Source organism: Streptomyces sp. NPDC051211 (assembly GCF_040689505.1).
Taxonomy (GTDB): domain Bacteria; phylum Actinomycetota; class Actinomycetes; order Streptomycetales; family Streptomycetaceae; genus Streptomyces.
Genome location: NZ_JBFBAV010000012.1, coordinates 39,210 through 54,644, shown reverse-complemented (window position 1 = coordinate 54,644; position 15,435 = coordinate 39,210). Strand labels below are relative to the sequence as shown.

Sequence of the window (15,435 nt, the reverse complement as noted above, 5' to 3'; positions counted from 1 at the left end):
GGGCCGGGCCCGTACCGCCTCCCGTGCCGTACGGGCCCGTTGCGTTCCCAAACGGGAGGAAGCGGAAAGTCACATATCACTTTCTCGATGGTGTACATCCCTGGGCGTTCCGCGTGAGTCAGACCCTGCGGCGCCGCACGCTGCACGCGTGCGCTCGCCCCTCATGAGCCTGATTCCAGGGGGAACCTTGCTACGCAGAACTTCCGTGGCCGTCGCCGTCGTGGCGACCTTCGCCACCGCCGTCCCGCTGACCGCTGCCACCACCGTGGTCGCCGTCGAAGTGCCGGCCGCGTCCGCCGCCGCCGCCGAGTACGTCATCCCGGCCCGGATGGAGGCGGACCACTCCTGGACCCCGGTCCTCGCCGCCTCGTCAGGCTATGTGCTGAAGGGGCAGACTCCCGGCAGCCTCGTCTGGCGACCGTACGGGCAGACCACGGGCACTCCGCTGGTCGTGCCGTCCGGCACCACCATGACCGAGGCCGGGCCGAACTCCCTCGCGTTCGTGAAGACGGCGACGGGTTCCGCTCCGGCGGCCGTGACCTTCCGCGACATGCGCAACGGCGCCGAGTCGGTGCTCACCCTGCCGGCCGGCCACACCTTCCAGGCGGTCGTCGGAGACGCCGTGCTCAGCGCCACCGTCGGGACCGGCGGCACGCTGATGCACTGGCTCAGCCTGGAGAACGGCCAGGTCAAGGACAGCCCGATCACGGTACTGCCGCCGGGCGGGGCCTCCCTGGTCAGCCACAGCGGTTCCGGGGCCGTACTCGGTGTCGGCGACGACTACTTCTTCGTCACCCCGGCGGGCAAGGTCCGCGCCGCGCGGAAGGGCCTGCTGCGCGGCGACGCCCTCATCGAGGTGGGTTCGCACCAGGACCACGACACCGGCGAGACCTACCCGGACTACACGGTCTGGGACACCCGCGGATCCCTGGACGCCAAGGACGGGCACTTCACCACCGGGACCGTCCACGGCATCGTCGGGAACGAGCTGATCCACACGAGGTCCGCGGTCCCCCTGAAGGGCTCGGCGAGCCGGGACCTGTTCGAGGGCTGGCCCAACTGGAGCCACGCGCTGCCCGGTGACCGGATCGTCGTCGTCGGCACGGCCCGCGGGGGCAGCCAGGGGATCCACCTCGTCGAGAAGGGCCCCGACGGCAAGGCCGTGGTCAAGACGCTGCTCGACGCTCCGCAGGTGCCGCGGAAGATCAGCGGCCTGGCGATGGACAACGGGCGCCTGTTCACGGCCCATTTCGGAACCGGGGAGGAGTACGGGTTGCTCGGCCAGTACCTGATGCCGTCCACCGGGCAGCCGCGGGCCGCCACCTGGGTCCCCGGGACGTGGCGCCTCGACTGGGCCGACCCCAGTCAGTGCTCCGCGGCCGGCTGCCTGCCCATGGCCGGCACGGGCGACGGCGGGGTGGTCTTCGCCGACCGGAACGCCCACTTCGCCAGGGCGGGCCAGGACTACCTCTATCCGGCCGACCCGTCCTACCCGTCCTCCCTCCAGGAGGGCACCACGCAGGTGTCCGGCCGTCACATCGCCTACCTGAAGCGGGGGCAGACCCAGCCCACGGCGGAGGTGTACGACCTCGACGCGCGGAGGACGTTCCCGACCATCGCCGCGCCCGGCGGGACGTTCGCGCTGTCCGGGTACTGGCTGTGGCGGGAGAAGTCCGCGGGTCTGCTGGAGGCCGTGAACGTCCGCACCGGTGCGGTGGTCCGCACGGAGAAGGTCGCGGACTGCGACATCAAGGCGCTGGATGCCTGGGGTACGTCGGTCTACTGGAAGTGCGACGCCAAGGCAGGGGTGTACGACACCTCGGCCAAGAAGAACGTGGTCGCGCTGCCGGCGCACAGGACGGCACGGCTCGGGCTGGGCTTCGTGGCCTGGGAGAAGGACGGGGTCGTGAAGTCCACCGATCTGCGGGGGACCACGGGTACCCGCACGATCGGCAAGCTGGCCCATGCCGGCTACGCCCAGGGCTGGACGGTCGACCGGTACTCCGGGCGGATCGCCTACCGCGACGCCGGACACAACGTCCGCGTGGTCGATGCGGGCATCGCGGCGAAGCCGAACCTGTCCGCCGTCGACCGGGCCACCGCCACGGTCCAGAACCGCACGCTCGACGGCGAGTGGCAGGCCGCCTGGTTCCTGAACAAGCCTGCCTCCTCGTGGGTCCTCACCATCCGCTCCCGGGCCACCGGCCTCGTGGTCAAGGAGTTCGGCGGTTCCGACGCACGTGGCGCGGTCCGCGCGAAGTGGCAGGTCGGCAACGAGCAGAACGGCCTCTACGACTGGACGCTGACGGCGAAGCCCGCCGATGGCCAGGGCCCCGAGCTGAAGCAGACCGGCTCGGTGGCGATCACCACCAGCCGGCCGGGGGACCGCGACTACCTGGAGTACGACGGCCTCGGTGACCTGGTGAGCCTGGACGCCAAGGGAGGGCTGTCCTTCCACGCGGCCGACGGCAACGGCGGCTTCGGCGGTGCGAAGGTCACCGGAGCGGGCTGGCCGACGGACGCCACCTTCATCCCGGCCGGCAAGCTGGACTACGACCACTGCAACGACATGTTCGTGCGGCTGGCCTCCGGCGAGCTGAAGGCGTACTACCAGTGGTGCGGCAGGGCGATGACCCCCGGCCCGGAGAACCGGCAGACCTCGCTCGGCACGGGCTGGAACGCGTACGACGCACTGATCGCGACCGGCGGCGGCAAGGACCTCCTCACCCGCGAGAAGACCACCGGCGACCTCTACCTGCACCGCTGGACCGGCAAGGGCTTCGGGCAGAGGACGAAGGTCTCCGGTGGCTGGAAGGCGTACAAGCAGCTGGTCGGTGCCGGTGACCTGAACGGGGACGGTCAGGGCGACCTGCTCGCCGTGGACGCCGCGAACACGCTGTGGCGGTTCGACGGCCTGGCCGACGGCACGTTCAGGCCCCGGGCCCAGGTCAACGCGGCGGGCTGGGCGAACGGCCGGGTGCAGTTCATCGGCGTCGGCGACATCACCGCTGACGGCAAGGCGGACATCGTCTCCCGGAACGCTGCCGGGGAGCTGCTGCGCAACAGCGGTGACGGCAAGGGCGGGCTGCTCGCCACGACGAAGATCGCCACCGGTTTCGGCGGCTACAAGGGGATCCACTGATGCGCACGAAGCACAGCACGCTGCGGCGGACCGCCGTCGCCACCGCCGTGGTGGCCGCGGTCGCCACCGCGATACCGCTCACCTCGGCGGCCGGAGCCGCGGTCGCCGCGGAGGATCCGGCCCCGGCCGCCGAGTACGTGGTCCCGGCCCGGAAGCTGACCGAGCCCCACGCGGCCCCGGTGGCCATGACCGCCGACGGGTTCCTGCGGAAGGGTCCCGCGACCGGCACCTACCTGTGGACGGCTTACGGGAGCGACGAGGCCAGGCCGGTGGGGCCGTTCCCCGGCACACCCCAGCAGGCAGGGGAGCACACGGTCGCTTTCGTGGGATCCAGGGACGGCCGGACGGCCGTCGCCTTCCGCGACATGCGGAACGGGTCCTCGTACGAGATTTCCGTGCCCGCGGGCCAGTCGTACGTGGCCGTCGCCGGTGACGCCGTCCTCACGACGACCCAAATCCCCAGCGGCCAGGTCGACCTGCGCTGGCTGACCGTGGAGAACGGGCAGCAGGTGGAGCGGTCCGCGGGCCGGGCCCCGGGCACGTACCTGGACGAGGCGGAGGCCGTCACCCGGCACGGTGTGCTGCTCTCCACCTACACCTCCGGCGCCGGGACCCACTACACCTGGGTGGGCCGTGACGGCGGGATGCGCGACGCCGCCCACCTCAGGTCGGCGTGGGCCGCCGGGGACTGGCTGGTGACCTCCGAGCGGACCGACGACACCCTCGTCCGGTGGTTCAAGGTGTGGGACACCAAGGGATCCGTGGCCCCGGAGGCCGCGAAGCAGTTCAACGAGGCGTACCTGCACTCCGGCGGCAACCTCGGCGGCGTCGTCGGCAGCGACGCCGTGCAGCTGGGTGCCGACGGCAAGTTGTACGCGCTGCCGCTGGACGGCGGTGCGCCCCGGGTGCTGGTCGACAAGGCGACCTCGGTCAAGGGCGCCCCCGGCGGAACGGTCGTGGCCACCGGACCGCTGTCCGGCAGTGACCTGGCCGTCTACGGGGTGCTGCGGGGCGAGGACGGACGGGCCGTCGTCCGCCGGAGCGTCCTGCCGGAGGTCACGCAGCGGGTCGTCCGGATCGCGATGGACAACGGCCGGGTCCACACCATCGACCGGTACCCGCTGGAACAGCCGACGCTCAGCCAGTACGTGATGCCTCCCGGCGGGGCACCCGCGGAGGGCACGTGGACGTCCCGCGGGGCCGCCTTCCAGAAGTACTTCCCGGGTGGCTGCGGGACCGCGTACTGCCCCGAGCTGCTGCCCACGGGAGACGGCGGACTGGTGGCCGAGGCAGCTTCGGGCAACTTCGGGCGCATGGACGCGGAGAGCACCTCCCCCTCGGACATCGGCAGGCTCTCCAAGGTCCGGGGCAGCGTCCAGACGTCCGGGCAGTACGTGGCCTGGACCAGCCCCGACCGGACCTCCGTCCAGACCTACAACCTGTCCGAGTGGAAGCTGGGCACGGCTCCGATTCCGGCGGCCGACGGGGTGTTCGCCCTGTCCGGGTCCTGGGTGTGGCGGGAGAAGTCCACGGGTGTGCTGGAGGCCGTGGACGTGCGGACCGGCTCGGTGGTCCGCACGGAGGCGATCACTGCCGCCTGTGACATCACGTCGCTTCAGGCGTGGGCGAGTTCCGTCTACTGGAAGTGCGACGCGGATTCGGGCGTGTACGACACCGCGACGAAGCTGACCACGCCGATGCCCGCGCACAACAGCGCCCGGCTCGGCAACGGCTTCGTCGCCTGGGAGAAGGACGGCGTTCTCAACTCCACCGCGCTCCGCGGGACGCCGGGCGCCCGCCGGATCGGCACGCCGGTGAACGTGCGTCCCGGTGAGGGCTGGACGGTCGACAAGCAGTCCGGCCGGATCGGCTACGTGGACGCCTCGCAGGCGGTGCACGTGGTGGATGCCGGGGTTCCGGCGGCCGCCCTCTCCTCGTACGACCGGATCGTCGAGACGCCCAGGTACAACTACTGGGTGCCTCGCTGGTGGCTGAACCAGCCGGCCGCCTCGTGGACCCTCACCCTCACCCGCAAGGCCGGCGGCACGGTTGTCCGGACCTTCAAGGGCGGTGAGGCGCGCGGTTACATCCGCCTGACGTGGGACGGCAAGGACGAGGCGGGCAAGCTCGTGCCCATCGGCGAGTACGTGTGGACGCTGACGGCCAAGCCCGCTGCCGAGGGGGCCGCCGATCTGAAGGCGACCGGCTCGTTCGGCTACGCCGCCGGGGTCGAGCAGCGGCGTGACTTCGCCGGCCTGGACGGCTTCGGCGAGCTCGTCACCCTGGACGCCAAGGGCGCGCTGACCTTCCACCAGGGCGACGGCAAGGGCGGTTTCGGCGGACCCAAGGTGACCGGTGCCGGCTGGCCGACGACCTCGACCGTCATTCCGTTCGGCGACGTCGACGGCGGACGGTGCAACGACGTGCTGGTAAGGAACTCGGCGGGCACGCTCCGCTCGTACCAGCCGAAGTGCGGGACGGCCGTGACGCCGTCGACCGGCTCGAAGTGGCTCGGCACCGGCTTCAACGCGTACGACGTGCTGACCTCGGCCGGGGACGTGACCGGCGACGGCCGCCCCGACCTGCTGGGTCGACAGGCCACCACCGGCGACCTGTACCTGTTCGCGCACGACGGCAAGGGCGGGCTCAAGTCGGGCCTGAAGGTGTCCGGCGGCTGGAAGGCGTACAAGCAGCTGCTCGGCGCCGGCGACCTGAACGGCGACGGCCAGGGCGACCTCCTCGCGGTCGACGACAAGAACACCCTGTGGCGGTTCGACGGGGCGGGGAACGGCACGTTCAAGGCCCGTGTCCAGGTGAACGGCGCGGGCTGGGCGGCCGGCCGGGTCCAGCTGATCGGCGTCGGCGACATCTCCGGCGACGGCAAGGCCGACATCGTGTCCCGCAACGCGGCCGGCGAGCTGCTGCGCAACAACGGCGACGGCAAGGGCGGCCTCCAGGCCACCGTGAAGATCGCCACCGGTTTCGGCGGCTACAAGGGGATCTCCTGATCTCCTGATCTTCTGAGCTGTCGCCCGGCGGGGAGGCGCTCGCGGCCGCAGGGCTCCGCGTCGGGCCCAGCCCCGAGGAGGACAACCGCTGCCGGTGCGAATGGCGGGCGGTGCGGTACTGCAGCACGACCGTGAACAGCCGAGGACCCCGGCGGCACATTTGCCGCCGGGGTCCTCGGCTCAGGCCGGCACGGACAGGGCGGCCGACCGCCGAGGCGGCCACCCGCGAACGACGCGGGCGTCGCCCGCCGAGTCGAACGCGGATGGGTGTCTTCATCCGGACCGTGCGGCGCACGATGGCTGACCTGATGAAGAGGTTCAACGCGCAGAGCACGTTCCAGGCGGGCCCCGAGGCCGTCCGTCGCGGATGGATGATGAATACGACGTCAAACGAAAGAACGGAACGGATGATGGAATTCACTGACCGTCAGGGCCGGCGCGTGGTGCTCGAGGAAATCACCGACGAGAACTGGCGGAACGTCGCTGACGTGGCCCCTGCCGACGATCAGCGCCGCTTCGTGGCCGCTCTCGGCGCGCGCTATCTGCTGCTCTCCTCGCGCGGCGGGCTCTGGAATTCCCTGGCCGTCCGGGCTGGCGACGAGGTCGTGGGCCACGTCATGTGGGCGTACGACGACGAGGACGGCACCCACTGGATCGGCGGCATGATCGTCAACGCCGACCAGCAGGGCAAGGGCGTCGGCCGCGCCGCGGTGCGAACCCTGTTGCGCCGCCTCGCGGCCCTGCCGGACTGCCGGGAGGTCCGCCTCTCGTACCACCCGGACAACGCGCCCGCCGCCGTCCTCTACAAGTCGTTGGGCTTCGAGCCCACCGGCGACTTCGAGGACGAGGAGATCGTCGTCGCTCTGAGCGCCACCGCGGCCACCACCGCCTGACCCGCCTCGGGGGGCAATGCGATCGGCCGGACGCCGGCAACGACGGCAGTCACGGCGCTTGCCTTCACCCTCGACTATGAATGAGGTCAAGTTCCGTGACCGAACTCGTTCGGCAGAGCCGCCCGGTTCGGTTTCTTGACCCTGGCGGCGCGCGACGCGCTCAGCCTCCGCAATCTGGATGGTCACGGAAACCCACTACCTCACCATCGTGGTGACCGTGCATGTCGCCGTACGATCTGACCATGTTCAACACCCCCCAACTGGAGCGTCTCGTCCTCGAACTCGAGCAGCTTCCGGAAGAGGAGCAGACGCCTGTGGTGAGGCACATCGTCGAGCAGAGCCACCAGCCGATCCGCCGCTCGGGCTACCTGCTCTTCATCGGAGACTGAGAAACCCTCGGTATTCGGATCCGGATACGCCGCCGGCGCGTGAGGAGAGGGGCCCCTGGAACTCAGGGATGTATCGACCCGATGCGCCATGCGACCCCTACGGCCTTCCTGGCTACTCCCCTAACACCTGACCGTCCAGCGACCCGGACCCGTGTGAATTGGCGCCGTAGTTGGGTGTGGCCCCTCTTCCGTGCTGACTACGCATTTCCAAGTGAACGTGTGAGGGCGGGTCATTCAGTGATGGTGACGCAGGCCAGGCCCACGCTGGAACCCCCGCGGAACCCTTCCGCGCAGAGCCGCGTGCCCGCAGGGAAGTGCCGTTGAGGGTATGCCTGGTCCCGGTAGGTCCTGAACTTGGCGACGTCTTCGACCTTGGTGTCAGCGCTCCAGCCGTTGGTGGTCCACACGCGGGCGTGGATGCGGTTTGGCTGGTTGGTGTTGGTGACCGACACCTCGACCCTGCCCAGGTAGGTGCCATGGTCGTAGGTCTCGATGCAGACAGAGTTATTGCACCATTTGCCCTCAGCCGCTGCGGGCGGTCCGGCGGCGACGACGCAGCCGAGTGCGGCGGCCGCTGTTCCGATCCCCGCAGCGATCTTCTTCGTGATGGAGTACACGGCAAGCGACCTCAGGCATTCTTCCCGGCCCCACATAGAGGCATTGGATCCTGTCTCTCAGGGCCGGACATATCACGTCGTCCGATATGTGAGGCCCGAGAAGATCAACGCGTGGCAAGATCACGAGTTACGCCCCCGCCGGCCCATCGTTGTGCGAGAGGGTCCCGCAGAGCCGGCATGCCCCGCAGCCGACCTTCCGTGCGGAGGGCGACTTCCAAGTGCCGGAGTTCACGCCCCGGCGCCCCCGCTGCTGCGCCGCTCGACCGGGATCCACAGCTGGGAGCCGGTCTCCGCGCCGATCTCCACCGGCTGCGTCCGCAGGAGCTCCGGACCCGGCCGGCTCGCGTACGGGTTCGAAGGGAACCACTGCGTGAACACATCTCGCCACAGCTCCTGGAGGGCGCTCGGATAGGGCCCGTGGTTGTCGAAGACCGCCCAGGTCCCGGCCGGCACGTCGAGGGCGTCGAGCTCCTCGGCGGCCGCCTCGGGACCGGTCACCACGCCGATCCAGTAATCCACCTCGGCGCCCTCCTCCCGACTGTCGGTCAGGTGCACCACCGCCGACAGGACCCCCTCCGGCTCCCGGTGGACCAGCTCCTTCATCCGTACGATCGTCTGCTCGTCCAGGCTCGCCACGTGCGCCGCGGCAGCCGCGTTGACCCCCTCGTGTACGAGCGGGACCCGGGCCCTCCTACCGACGACCCGAAACGACTCCTTCTCCACGATCCGGTACCGCATGGCCGTGCCCCCTTCGACGACGACACGGAAGGACATGCGCGGCTGTGCCGTGAGCACCGCACCCGTGCGCCGGGCCTCGCCCGGCCCGATGCCGTGCACCGACCGGAACGCCCGGGCGAACGCCTCGCCCGAGCCGTACCCGTAGCGCACCGCGACATCGAGCAGCGTCCGCTCCCCCGCCAGCACCTCGGCCCCGGCGAGCGTCATCCGCCGGCGCCGTACGTAGACCGGGAGCGGCATCCCGGCTAGCGCGGAGAACAGCCGCCGGAAGTGATACTCCGACACCGCGGCGATCCGGGCCACCTCGGCCATGTCGATCTCCCGGTCGAGGCAGGCCTCCAGGTGGTCCAGCGCCTGATTCAGCCGCTCCAGCACGTGTATCCGTCCTTCTTCCTCGTGTCTCCACTGTAGGAACGCCCACCCTGCCAACCGGCCGCAACCGCAGGAGCCGCCGCGGCCGGCACCCGAGCCTAAGCCGGGGCCGCTCGCCGCGACGCGGCGCCTTGGCGGTCGTCGGCGCTGCGGTCTCGGGCGCCGGCCGGGCTGTCGTGACGTACATGCTCGACGGGTGATCCCGGGGCTGTTCGCCGTGGGAACGGCTACCGACAGCCGGTCTTGGGACGACCGGTCGGGCCGTCGGCCGGCCGGGGGGCGGAGACGGGAGCGGTCGACCGCGCGGCCGTCAGGCCGTCTTGACGGAGTTGAGAACATTTGATCGTGCCCCGCCCGACAAAACCAGTGCGGGAATTGTTGGGCAGGAAGCCCTGGCGTTATCTGAGGCTTACGCCCATGACTGATATCGAGGGAGTATGCGAGCCGCGGTTTGCCGCAGTCCGTGAGGCACTTGCAGCTTTGCTCGGCAAGGACGACGTGGGTGCCTCGGCGGCCGTCTACGTTGACGGCGAGCCGGTGGTCGACATCTGGGGTGGGTACGGCGATGCGGACCGTTCCGTCAGCTGGGAACGCGACACCCTCACCTGCGTGAACTCGACGACCAAGAACATGAGCGCCCTTTGTGCGCTGATCCTGGCCGACCGCGGCCGGCTCGATCTGTCCGCGCCGGTCGCCGCCTATTGGCCGGAGTTCGCCGTGGCCGGCAAGGAGAGCGTGCTGGTACGGCACGTTCTGTCGCACACTGCGGGACTGCCGGACCTGTCCGGGCCGACGGCGGTCGAGGAGCTCTACGACTGGGAGAGCGTGACGGCAGGGCTGGCCGCGCAGGCTCCCGAATGGGCGCCCGGAACGGCCGCCGGCTATCACGCGCTCACCTTCGGGTTCCTCGTCGGTGAGATCGTCCGCCGCATCACCGGCCGCAGTCTCGGCGAGTTCTTCGCCGAAGAGGTGGCCAAGCCGCTGGGCGCGGACTTCCACATCGGGCTCTCTGCGGAGCATGACCACCGCGTCGCACCGCTCATCCCGCCGCCGTCGCTGACCGACGAGTACGCCTCCAGCGCACCGCCCGGACCGGACGGCGCACGCCGGGAGGACACCGGTGCCGCGATCCGGGTCAGGGACGTCAACTCCGTGGCCTGGCGTCGCGCGCAGATCCCTGCGGTGAACGGCTTCGGCAACGCTCGTTCTGTCGCCCTCGCCCAGTCGGTACTGGCAAACCAGGGATCGGCCGGCGGTGTGCGACTGCTGTCCCCCCAGGGCTGTGAGCCCGCGTGGCAGGAGGTGTTCCGCGGCGACGACCGTGTCCTGCGGACGCCGATGTCTTGGACCGTGGGCTTCGGAAAGTTCGGCAACACCTTCGGCTGGGGCGGCTGGGGCGGCTCGCTGGTCATGAGCGATCCCGACTCACGCATGACGGTCGCCTATGCCATGAACCAGATGATCGACCGGGACCGGCAGGAGGACAACCGCGGCATGGAAATCATCATGGCCGCCTATAGCGGACTGCACTGACGGCGCAAGGGGCAGTCCGTGCCTGCACCGGCTGCCCTCTCCCCCTCGCAGTACCGCAGGTGAGCGGGACCTGCCGGTGGCTTCCCGCTCTGGCGCCTCCGGCACGGGCAGCCCGCCCCGGGCAGGGTGCGCTTCCGCGACCGCAGACGCCCGGCACCCGCTCCAGCGGGCCGGCGAACTCGCCCTCGCACTTCGCGGCGACGTCTCCCCGGCAATCTCCGCCGTACTCGTGGACGCGGTGCGCAACCTCGACCTTCCGCCGAGCCCGGAACCGCGTACGTGGCCGGCGAGGCGCGCACGGTCCAGCTAGTCCGCGACCAACTTCGTCCGCGAACGCCGCTGGCCACACCGCTCCCGGCACACGCGCTGACCGTGCTGACCGTGCTGTCGTACCCGCATGCGAGGGTTGCCCACGTAGTCAACCTGGAGAGCAGATGGCAGCCGCCTTGGAAAGACCGGCCGGCGGATCTGCGGCTCAGGTCACCGGGCCGGGTCGTACGGGTCATTGGGGAGCGGTTCGAACGGTGTCTCTGTGTGCCCCTTGGGCGAGCAGGCGGCGAACGGGCCCTGCTTGGGGTCCATCAGGACGCGCAGGTGCGGATCGGCGTACTGGATCCACCACGTGGTCATGCCCAGCCCTACGTCATGGCGCAGGTGCTCCCAGGCCAGCCAGAGCGCGGCCAGCCGGGCCCCTGCCTCGGGGTGGTCCCACCAGCGCGGGCACCACGTGGCGGTCGTACCGTCCAAGGGGCGGCGGATGGTGTAGGCCAGGTAGCTGGTGACGAATTCGAAGACGTCGGCGTAGTAGAACTCGGCCTGGCCATCGTGGACCTCCGAAGCCGGCATGGGGAAGAGCGAACGCGGTTCGCGCGGCTGCTTGGGCGGGGAGTATGCCGCCAGCAGCGCGTCCAGAGCACTGTCACGATGGCGAAGCTCCCTCAGGATCCAGCCCAGAAGCTGCTCCTGCAGTTCGGCGACCTCGGCGTAGGCGTCCGCCTCGAGACAGTCGACGAGCTGCTTCCTCCACCCGTCCAACTGCCGGGCATGATGGTCCTCCTCGTGCGACGACCGTGCGCCGGCCAGGAAGAAGGTCAAGGCCATGTGGTGCTCCTTCCACGCCTTGCCCGCCGCCTCGGCCGTGACCAGCGCCGCGACCCGCTTCGCATGCTCGATCGCCGAGTTGGCCATGGAGTTGGTGTTCTCGTCCCGTGCTTCGTTCATGGGGCGACGATAGCCCATTATCGTCGTGGCGACGATAATGAGGAGGCGGGCATGCCCAGCCAAGGTGGCACAGACCTCTCGAACAAGCCTGGCCCCTCCTGTCGCACGTGACACCTTCCGCAGAGCTCAATTGACCACCCGTCAGCGCCTGAACACGCACGTCGGCTTAAATTCGTGCTCGGCAAGCTCGAAGAACTGCTGATCGGCTGCGCACTCGTCGTGGTGACCGGAGTCCTCGGCGTCGGCCTGTGCATCATCCCGGCCCGCGCACCCCTGAGGCGCGTGTACGCGCGCCGCCTGGGCGGCACATGACCCGCCACCCGGCCGACGACTTCGAGGATTCGCGTGCCCGAGAGGCCGCTGCGCCGGTGCGTGCTCTACGGGACCCCCGCAGCGCACCACAGCGCACGGGCTCTGTGGCAGGTGCGAACGCTTGGGCAGGAGGGAGTCAGTTGGCAGTGCGGGCGGCTACCGCCCCCGGTCCCGCCGGGGCCAGGACGGCGGCCGCCAGGTGATCGCGGAACCAGCGGTGACCCGGATCGGCCGAGTTGCGGGGGTGCCAGGCCATCCCGAGGTCCAGGGGTGCCAGGTCGAGGGGGATGGGAAACGTCCGCAGTCCCATGGCGGTGACGGTGTCGGGGAGCCAGTCGGCAAGGCTGAGCGCGACGAGGTCGGTGTCCCGGGCGAGCATCATCGCGCTCGTGTGGCTGGGCACCACGACCGCGGTCCGGCGTTGCAGCCCGAGTTCCGCGAGCGCGCTGTCTATGGGCCCGAGGCGCTTGCCGAGCCGGGAGATGCCGATGTGGTCGGCCGCGGCGAAACGGCGGGCGTCGATCCGCTCGTCGAAGAGGGGATGACCGCTGCGGGCGATGCCGACCAGCGGCATCCGGGTGAGCTGCCGGGTCCGGATTTCCGGGTCCAGGTGTCCAAGGACGCCCAGTTCGACGTCCACCCGGCCCTGCCGCAGCCCCGGGCCGCCCTCCACCGCCTCCGGAAGGAAGACGACGTCCACCTGCGGGGCCTCCGCGTGGATCCGCTCGGTCAGGATCCCGGCCAGTCCCACCAGCAGCAGGTCGGCGGCCTGCACCGTGAAGGTGCGCTGGAGGTGCACGGCGTCGAAACCGGGACCGGGCCGCAGGACGTTGTCGCAGCCGCGCAGCAACGCGCCTACCTCCTCCCGGAGTTCGACGGCGCGGGGCGTCGGGACCATCCCCTGGCCGGCCCGGACCAGCAGCGGGTCGCCGACGGCACGGCGGAGCCGGGCCAGGGTACGGCTGACCGCCGCGGGCGAGGTGCCCAAGCGCTCCGCTGCGCGGGTCACGCTGTTCTCCTGGAGCAGGGCGTCCAGGGCTCGCAGCAGGTTGAGATCCATCGATGCCTCCTGAGCTGCATTTTTACGCCTGAGTCAATGATTGAGTGCCAATCTTTGCATTGTCGCTGCATGCTCCGGCGCGGAGAGTGGAGATGCCCGCGAAGACGCGCGGCACTCCCTTCACCCCTTTCGAGGAGCCGCTGTGCAGCAGTCCCCCCGTACCGGCCGGGAAGGCGACGTCCTGGCCGTCGTCAGTCAGAGCGGACCGACGGTCTCGTTCTTCGACGCCGCCTCCGACCGGCACCTCGGTGATGTGCAAGTCCCTGCCGAGCCCCACGAGTTGTGCTTCGACCCGACGCAGCGACTGCTGTGGTGCACCCTGACGTACCACTGGGGCTACTACCACGCGAACGGCGGCCGGCGCACCGAACTGGCCGTCATCGACCCTGACACCCGCCGCATCGTCGAGGTCGTCGACCTCGCCCCGGAACACGGGCCGCACGGACTGGCGCTGGACCCGGTGCGCGGTCGCCTCTACGTCAGTGTGGAGGGTACGGACGACCGGCCCGGCGGTGTCGTGGTGATCGACACGGAGACCCGCCGGCCCCTGGGCAGGATCGACACGGACGCGCCCGGCCCGCACTGGTTCGCCATCGATCCGGCGGGGCGGACGGGCTACGCCACCAACAAGGAAGCCCCGTTCGTGTCGGTCGTCGACCTCGAACGGGGCACGCTCACCGCGAAGGTCGAGGTACCGGGCAGTGAGGGCCTCGCCGTCTCCGCCGACGGCACGCACGCCTTCGTCGCCGCGCCCTACGGCAACTTCTCCGGCACCGCCGAGGGACGGCCGCCCGCCGGAATCCGGGTCATCGACACCCGGACAGCGGCCGTCGTCGACATCCTGCCCACAGGGGACATCGTCCTGCCGGTGCACTTGACCTCGACGGGCAGGCTGCTCGCGGGCGAAGTGCGCATGGCGCCCGACGCGGTCTCCCGACTCGGACGCCACGCACCGGGCCGCCTCACCGTGTTCTGCGCCGACACCCGCAAGCAGCTGGGCGACCTCGAGGTCGGCCTCTTTCCGCTGACCATCACTTCGTCCCCCGACGGCCGGCTCGCCTATGTGGCCTGCGTCGTCTCGTCCACCGTCGACATCGTCGACCTAGAGACGGTGGAGCGCCTGGGCCGGCTGGACATCGCCAAGCTCGGCGAGCCCGGCGCGCACGGCCTCGCGTACCTCCCGCGCCAGGCCTGACCGCCGCCCGGACTCAGCAGGCACGGGGGTGGGTTCAGTCATCGCTATGGTCGGCGCTATGGCCAGCGCTTCAGTCGTCGCTACGGCCGGCGCTTCAGAAGCCATCTCATTTGGCGAGCCTGCGGTAGCAGATGAGGGTGCAGGCGATGCTGGTGAAGGCGAGGAAGTGGTCGGCCTTGCGTTCGTAGCGTCGGTGGAGGCGGCGGCAGCCGGCGAGCCAGGACATGGTGCGGTCCACGGTCCAGCGGTGGCGGCCCAGCCGTTGGGAGGACTCGACTCCCTTGCGGGCGATGCGGTGGGTGATACCGCGCTCGCGTAACCATCGCCGCAGCTGGGCGTAGTCGTAGCCCTTGTCGGCGTGGAGTTTGCCGGGCCTCCGCCGTCGTGGGCCACGGCGCGAGCGGATCGGCGGGATGCCCTGCACGAGCGGGATCAGGGCCTGGCTGTCGTGCAGGTTGGCCCCGGAAATGCCGACGGATATGGGCAGACCTGACCGTTCCGTGATCAGGTGGATCTTTGAGCCGTACTTGCCCCGGTCGACAGGATTCGGACCTGTCAGATCCCCTTTTTCAGGGCCCGCATGTTCACCGAGTCGATCGCGCACCGCGACCAGTCCAGCTCGCCGCGGGCACCGAGTTCGTCGAGGACCAGGCGGTGGAGCTTGGCCCACACCCTGGCCTTCGACCACTCCGAGAACCGCCGGTGGGCGGTCGCTCCGGACGGGCCGAACGACGCCGAAGGCAGCTGCTGCCAGGTACAACCTGATGTAGCCACGAAGACGATCGCGGCCAGCACCTCCCGGTCGCCGTGCCGACGCCGCCCACCGCCCTGCGGCCTCGACGGCGCCTCCGGCACCACCCGCTGGAACAACTCCCACAACTCGTCCGGCACCAGTCGCTCAACGATCCCCACCATGGCCAACACTCTACCGAGTCGTCCAAATGAGATGACTTCT

At 70.2% G+C, this 15,435-nt stretch carries 12 protein-coding genes; 7 read left to right on the top strand and 5 right to left on the bottom strand.

Going from position 1 to position 15,435, the window contains the following annotated elements; genetic code table 11:
- Positions 1 to 205 precede the first annotated feature (205 nt).
- The 4 genes from AB0447_RS14625 (at position 206) to AB0447_RS14610 (ending at position 7,432) form a co-directional block, all read left to right on the top strand.
- Positions 206 to 3,142, top strand: a complete 2,937-nt coding sequence (locus AB0447_RS14625) for a VCBS repeat-containing protein (RefSeq protein ID WP_366476987.1) — start codon at positions 206 to 208, stop codon at positions 3,140 to 3,142.
- Positions 3,142 to 6,150, top strand: a complete 3,009-nt coding sequence (locus AB0447_RS14620) for an FG-GAP-like repeat-containing protein (RefSeq protein WP_366476986.1) — start codon at positions 3,142 to 3,144, stop codon at positions 6,148 to 6,150. Before AB0447_RS14625 ends, AB0447_RS14620 begins: the two co-directional genes overlap by 1 nt.
- A 407-nt stretch (positions 6,151 to 6,557) precedes the next feature.
- Positions 6,558 to 7,043, top strand: a complete 486-nt coding sequence (locus AB0447_RS14615) for a GNAT family N-acetyltransferase (RefSeq protein WP_366476985.1) — start codon at positions 6,558 to 6,560, stop codon at positions 7,041 to 7,043.
- Positions 7,044 to 7,285: 242 nt separating this feature from the next.
- On the top strand, positions 7,286 to 7,432 hold the full coding sequence (locus AB0447_RS14610) for a hypothetical protein (RefSeq protein ID WP_366476984.1): 147 nt from the start codon (positions 7,286 to 7,288) through the stop codon (positions 7,430 to 7,432).
- A 230-nt stretch (positions 7,433 to 7,662) separates the two neighbouring features.
- Here AB0447_RS14610 and AB0447_RS14605 read toward each other — a convergent pair whose 3' ends face one another.
- Together AB0447_RS14605 and AB0447_RS14600 are read right to left on the bottom strand one after the other, a co-directional pair.
- Positions 7,663 to 8,049 carry a hypothetical protein gene (locus AB0447_RS14605; protein WP_366476983.1) on the bottom strand — a complete coding sequence of 129 codons (387 nt, stop codon included), beginning with the start codon at positions 8,047 to 8,049 and terminating at the stop codon, positions 7,663 to 7,665.
- Positions 8,050 to 8,277: 228 nt separating this feature from the next.
- The gene (locus AB0447_RS14600; RefSeq protein ID WP_366476982.1) at positions 8,278 to 9,162 is read right to left on the bottom strand and encodes an AraC family transcriptional regulator; all 885 of its coding nucleotides are present in this window, start codon (positions 9,160 to 9,162) and stop codon (positions 8,278 to 8,280) included.
- Positions 9,163 to 9,576: 414 nt separating this feature from the next.
- Here AB0447_RS14600 and AB0447_RS14595 point away from each other — a divergent pair, with 414 nt between their 5' ends.
- On the top strand, positions 9,577 to 10,692 hold the full coding sequence (locus AB0447_RS14595) for a serine hydrolase domain-containing protein (RefSeq protein ID WP_366477129.1): 1,116 nt from the start codon (positions 9,577 to 9,579) through the stop codon (positions 10,690 to 10,692).
- Positions 10,693 to 11,172: 480 nt separating this feature from the next.
- On the opposite strand, the gene AB0447_RS14590 is transcribed toward AB0447_RS14595, so the two are convergent.
- On the bottom strand, positions 11,173 to 11,913 hold the full coding sequence (locus tag AB0447_RS14590; RefSeq protein ID WP_366476981.1) for a DUF4913 domain-containing protein: 741 nt from the start codon (positions 11,911 to 11,913) through the stop codon (positions 11,173 to 11,175).
- Positions 11,914 to 12,087: 174 nt separating this feature from the next.
- Between AB0447_RS14590 and AB0447_RS14585 the strand changes: the two genes are divergently transcribed.
- The gene (locus tag AB0447_RS14585; RefSeq protein ID WP_366476979.1) at positions 12,088 to 12,225 is read left to right on the top strand and encodes a hypothetical protein; all 138 of its coding nucleotides are present in this window, start codon (positions 12,088 to 12,090) and stop codon (positions 12,223 to 12,225) included.
- Positions 12,226 to 12,361: 136 nt separating this feature from the next.
- Here AB0447_RS14585 and AB0447_RS14580 read toward each other — a convergent pair whose 3' ends face one another.
- Positions 12,362 to 13,285 (bottom strand): LysR family transcriptional regulator, encoded by a 924-nt coding sequence (locus tag AB0447_RS14580; protein WP_366476978.1) that lies wholly within the window; start codon positions 13,283 to 13,285, stop codon positions 12,362 to 12,364.
- Between the two features lie 142 nt (positions 13,286 to 13,427).
- Here AB0447_RS14580 and AB0447_RS14575 point away from each other — a divergent pair, with 142 nt between their 5' ends.
- Entirely contained in the window at positions 13,428 to 14,480 is a 1,053-nt protein-coding gene (locus AB0447_RS14575; protein WP_366476976.1) for a YncE family protein, read from the top strand.
- Between the two features lie 106 nt (positions 14,481 to 14,586).
- Here AB0447_RS14575 and AB0447_RS14570 read toward each other — a convergent pair.
- Positions 14,587 to 15,395 (bottom strand): IS5 family transposase gene (locus AB0447_RS14570; RefSeq protein ID WP_366477127.1). Its coding sequence is split into 2 segments (ribosomal slippage): positions 14,587 to 15,047 and positions 15,047 to 15,395, totalling 810 coding nucleotides; the frame shifts between segments, so codons are not numbered across the junction.
- Positions 15,396 to 15,435: the final 40 nt, after the last annotated feature.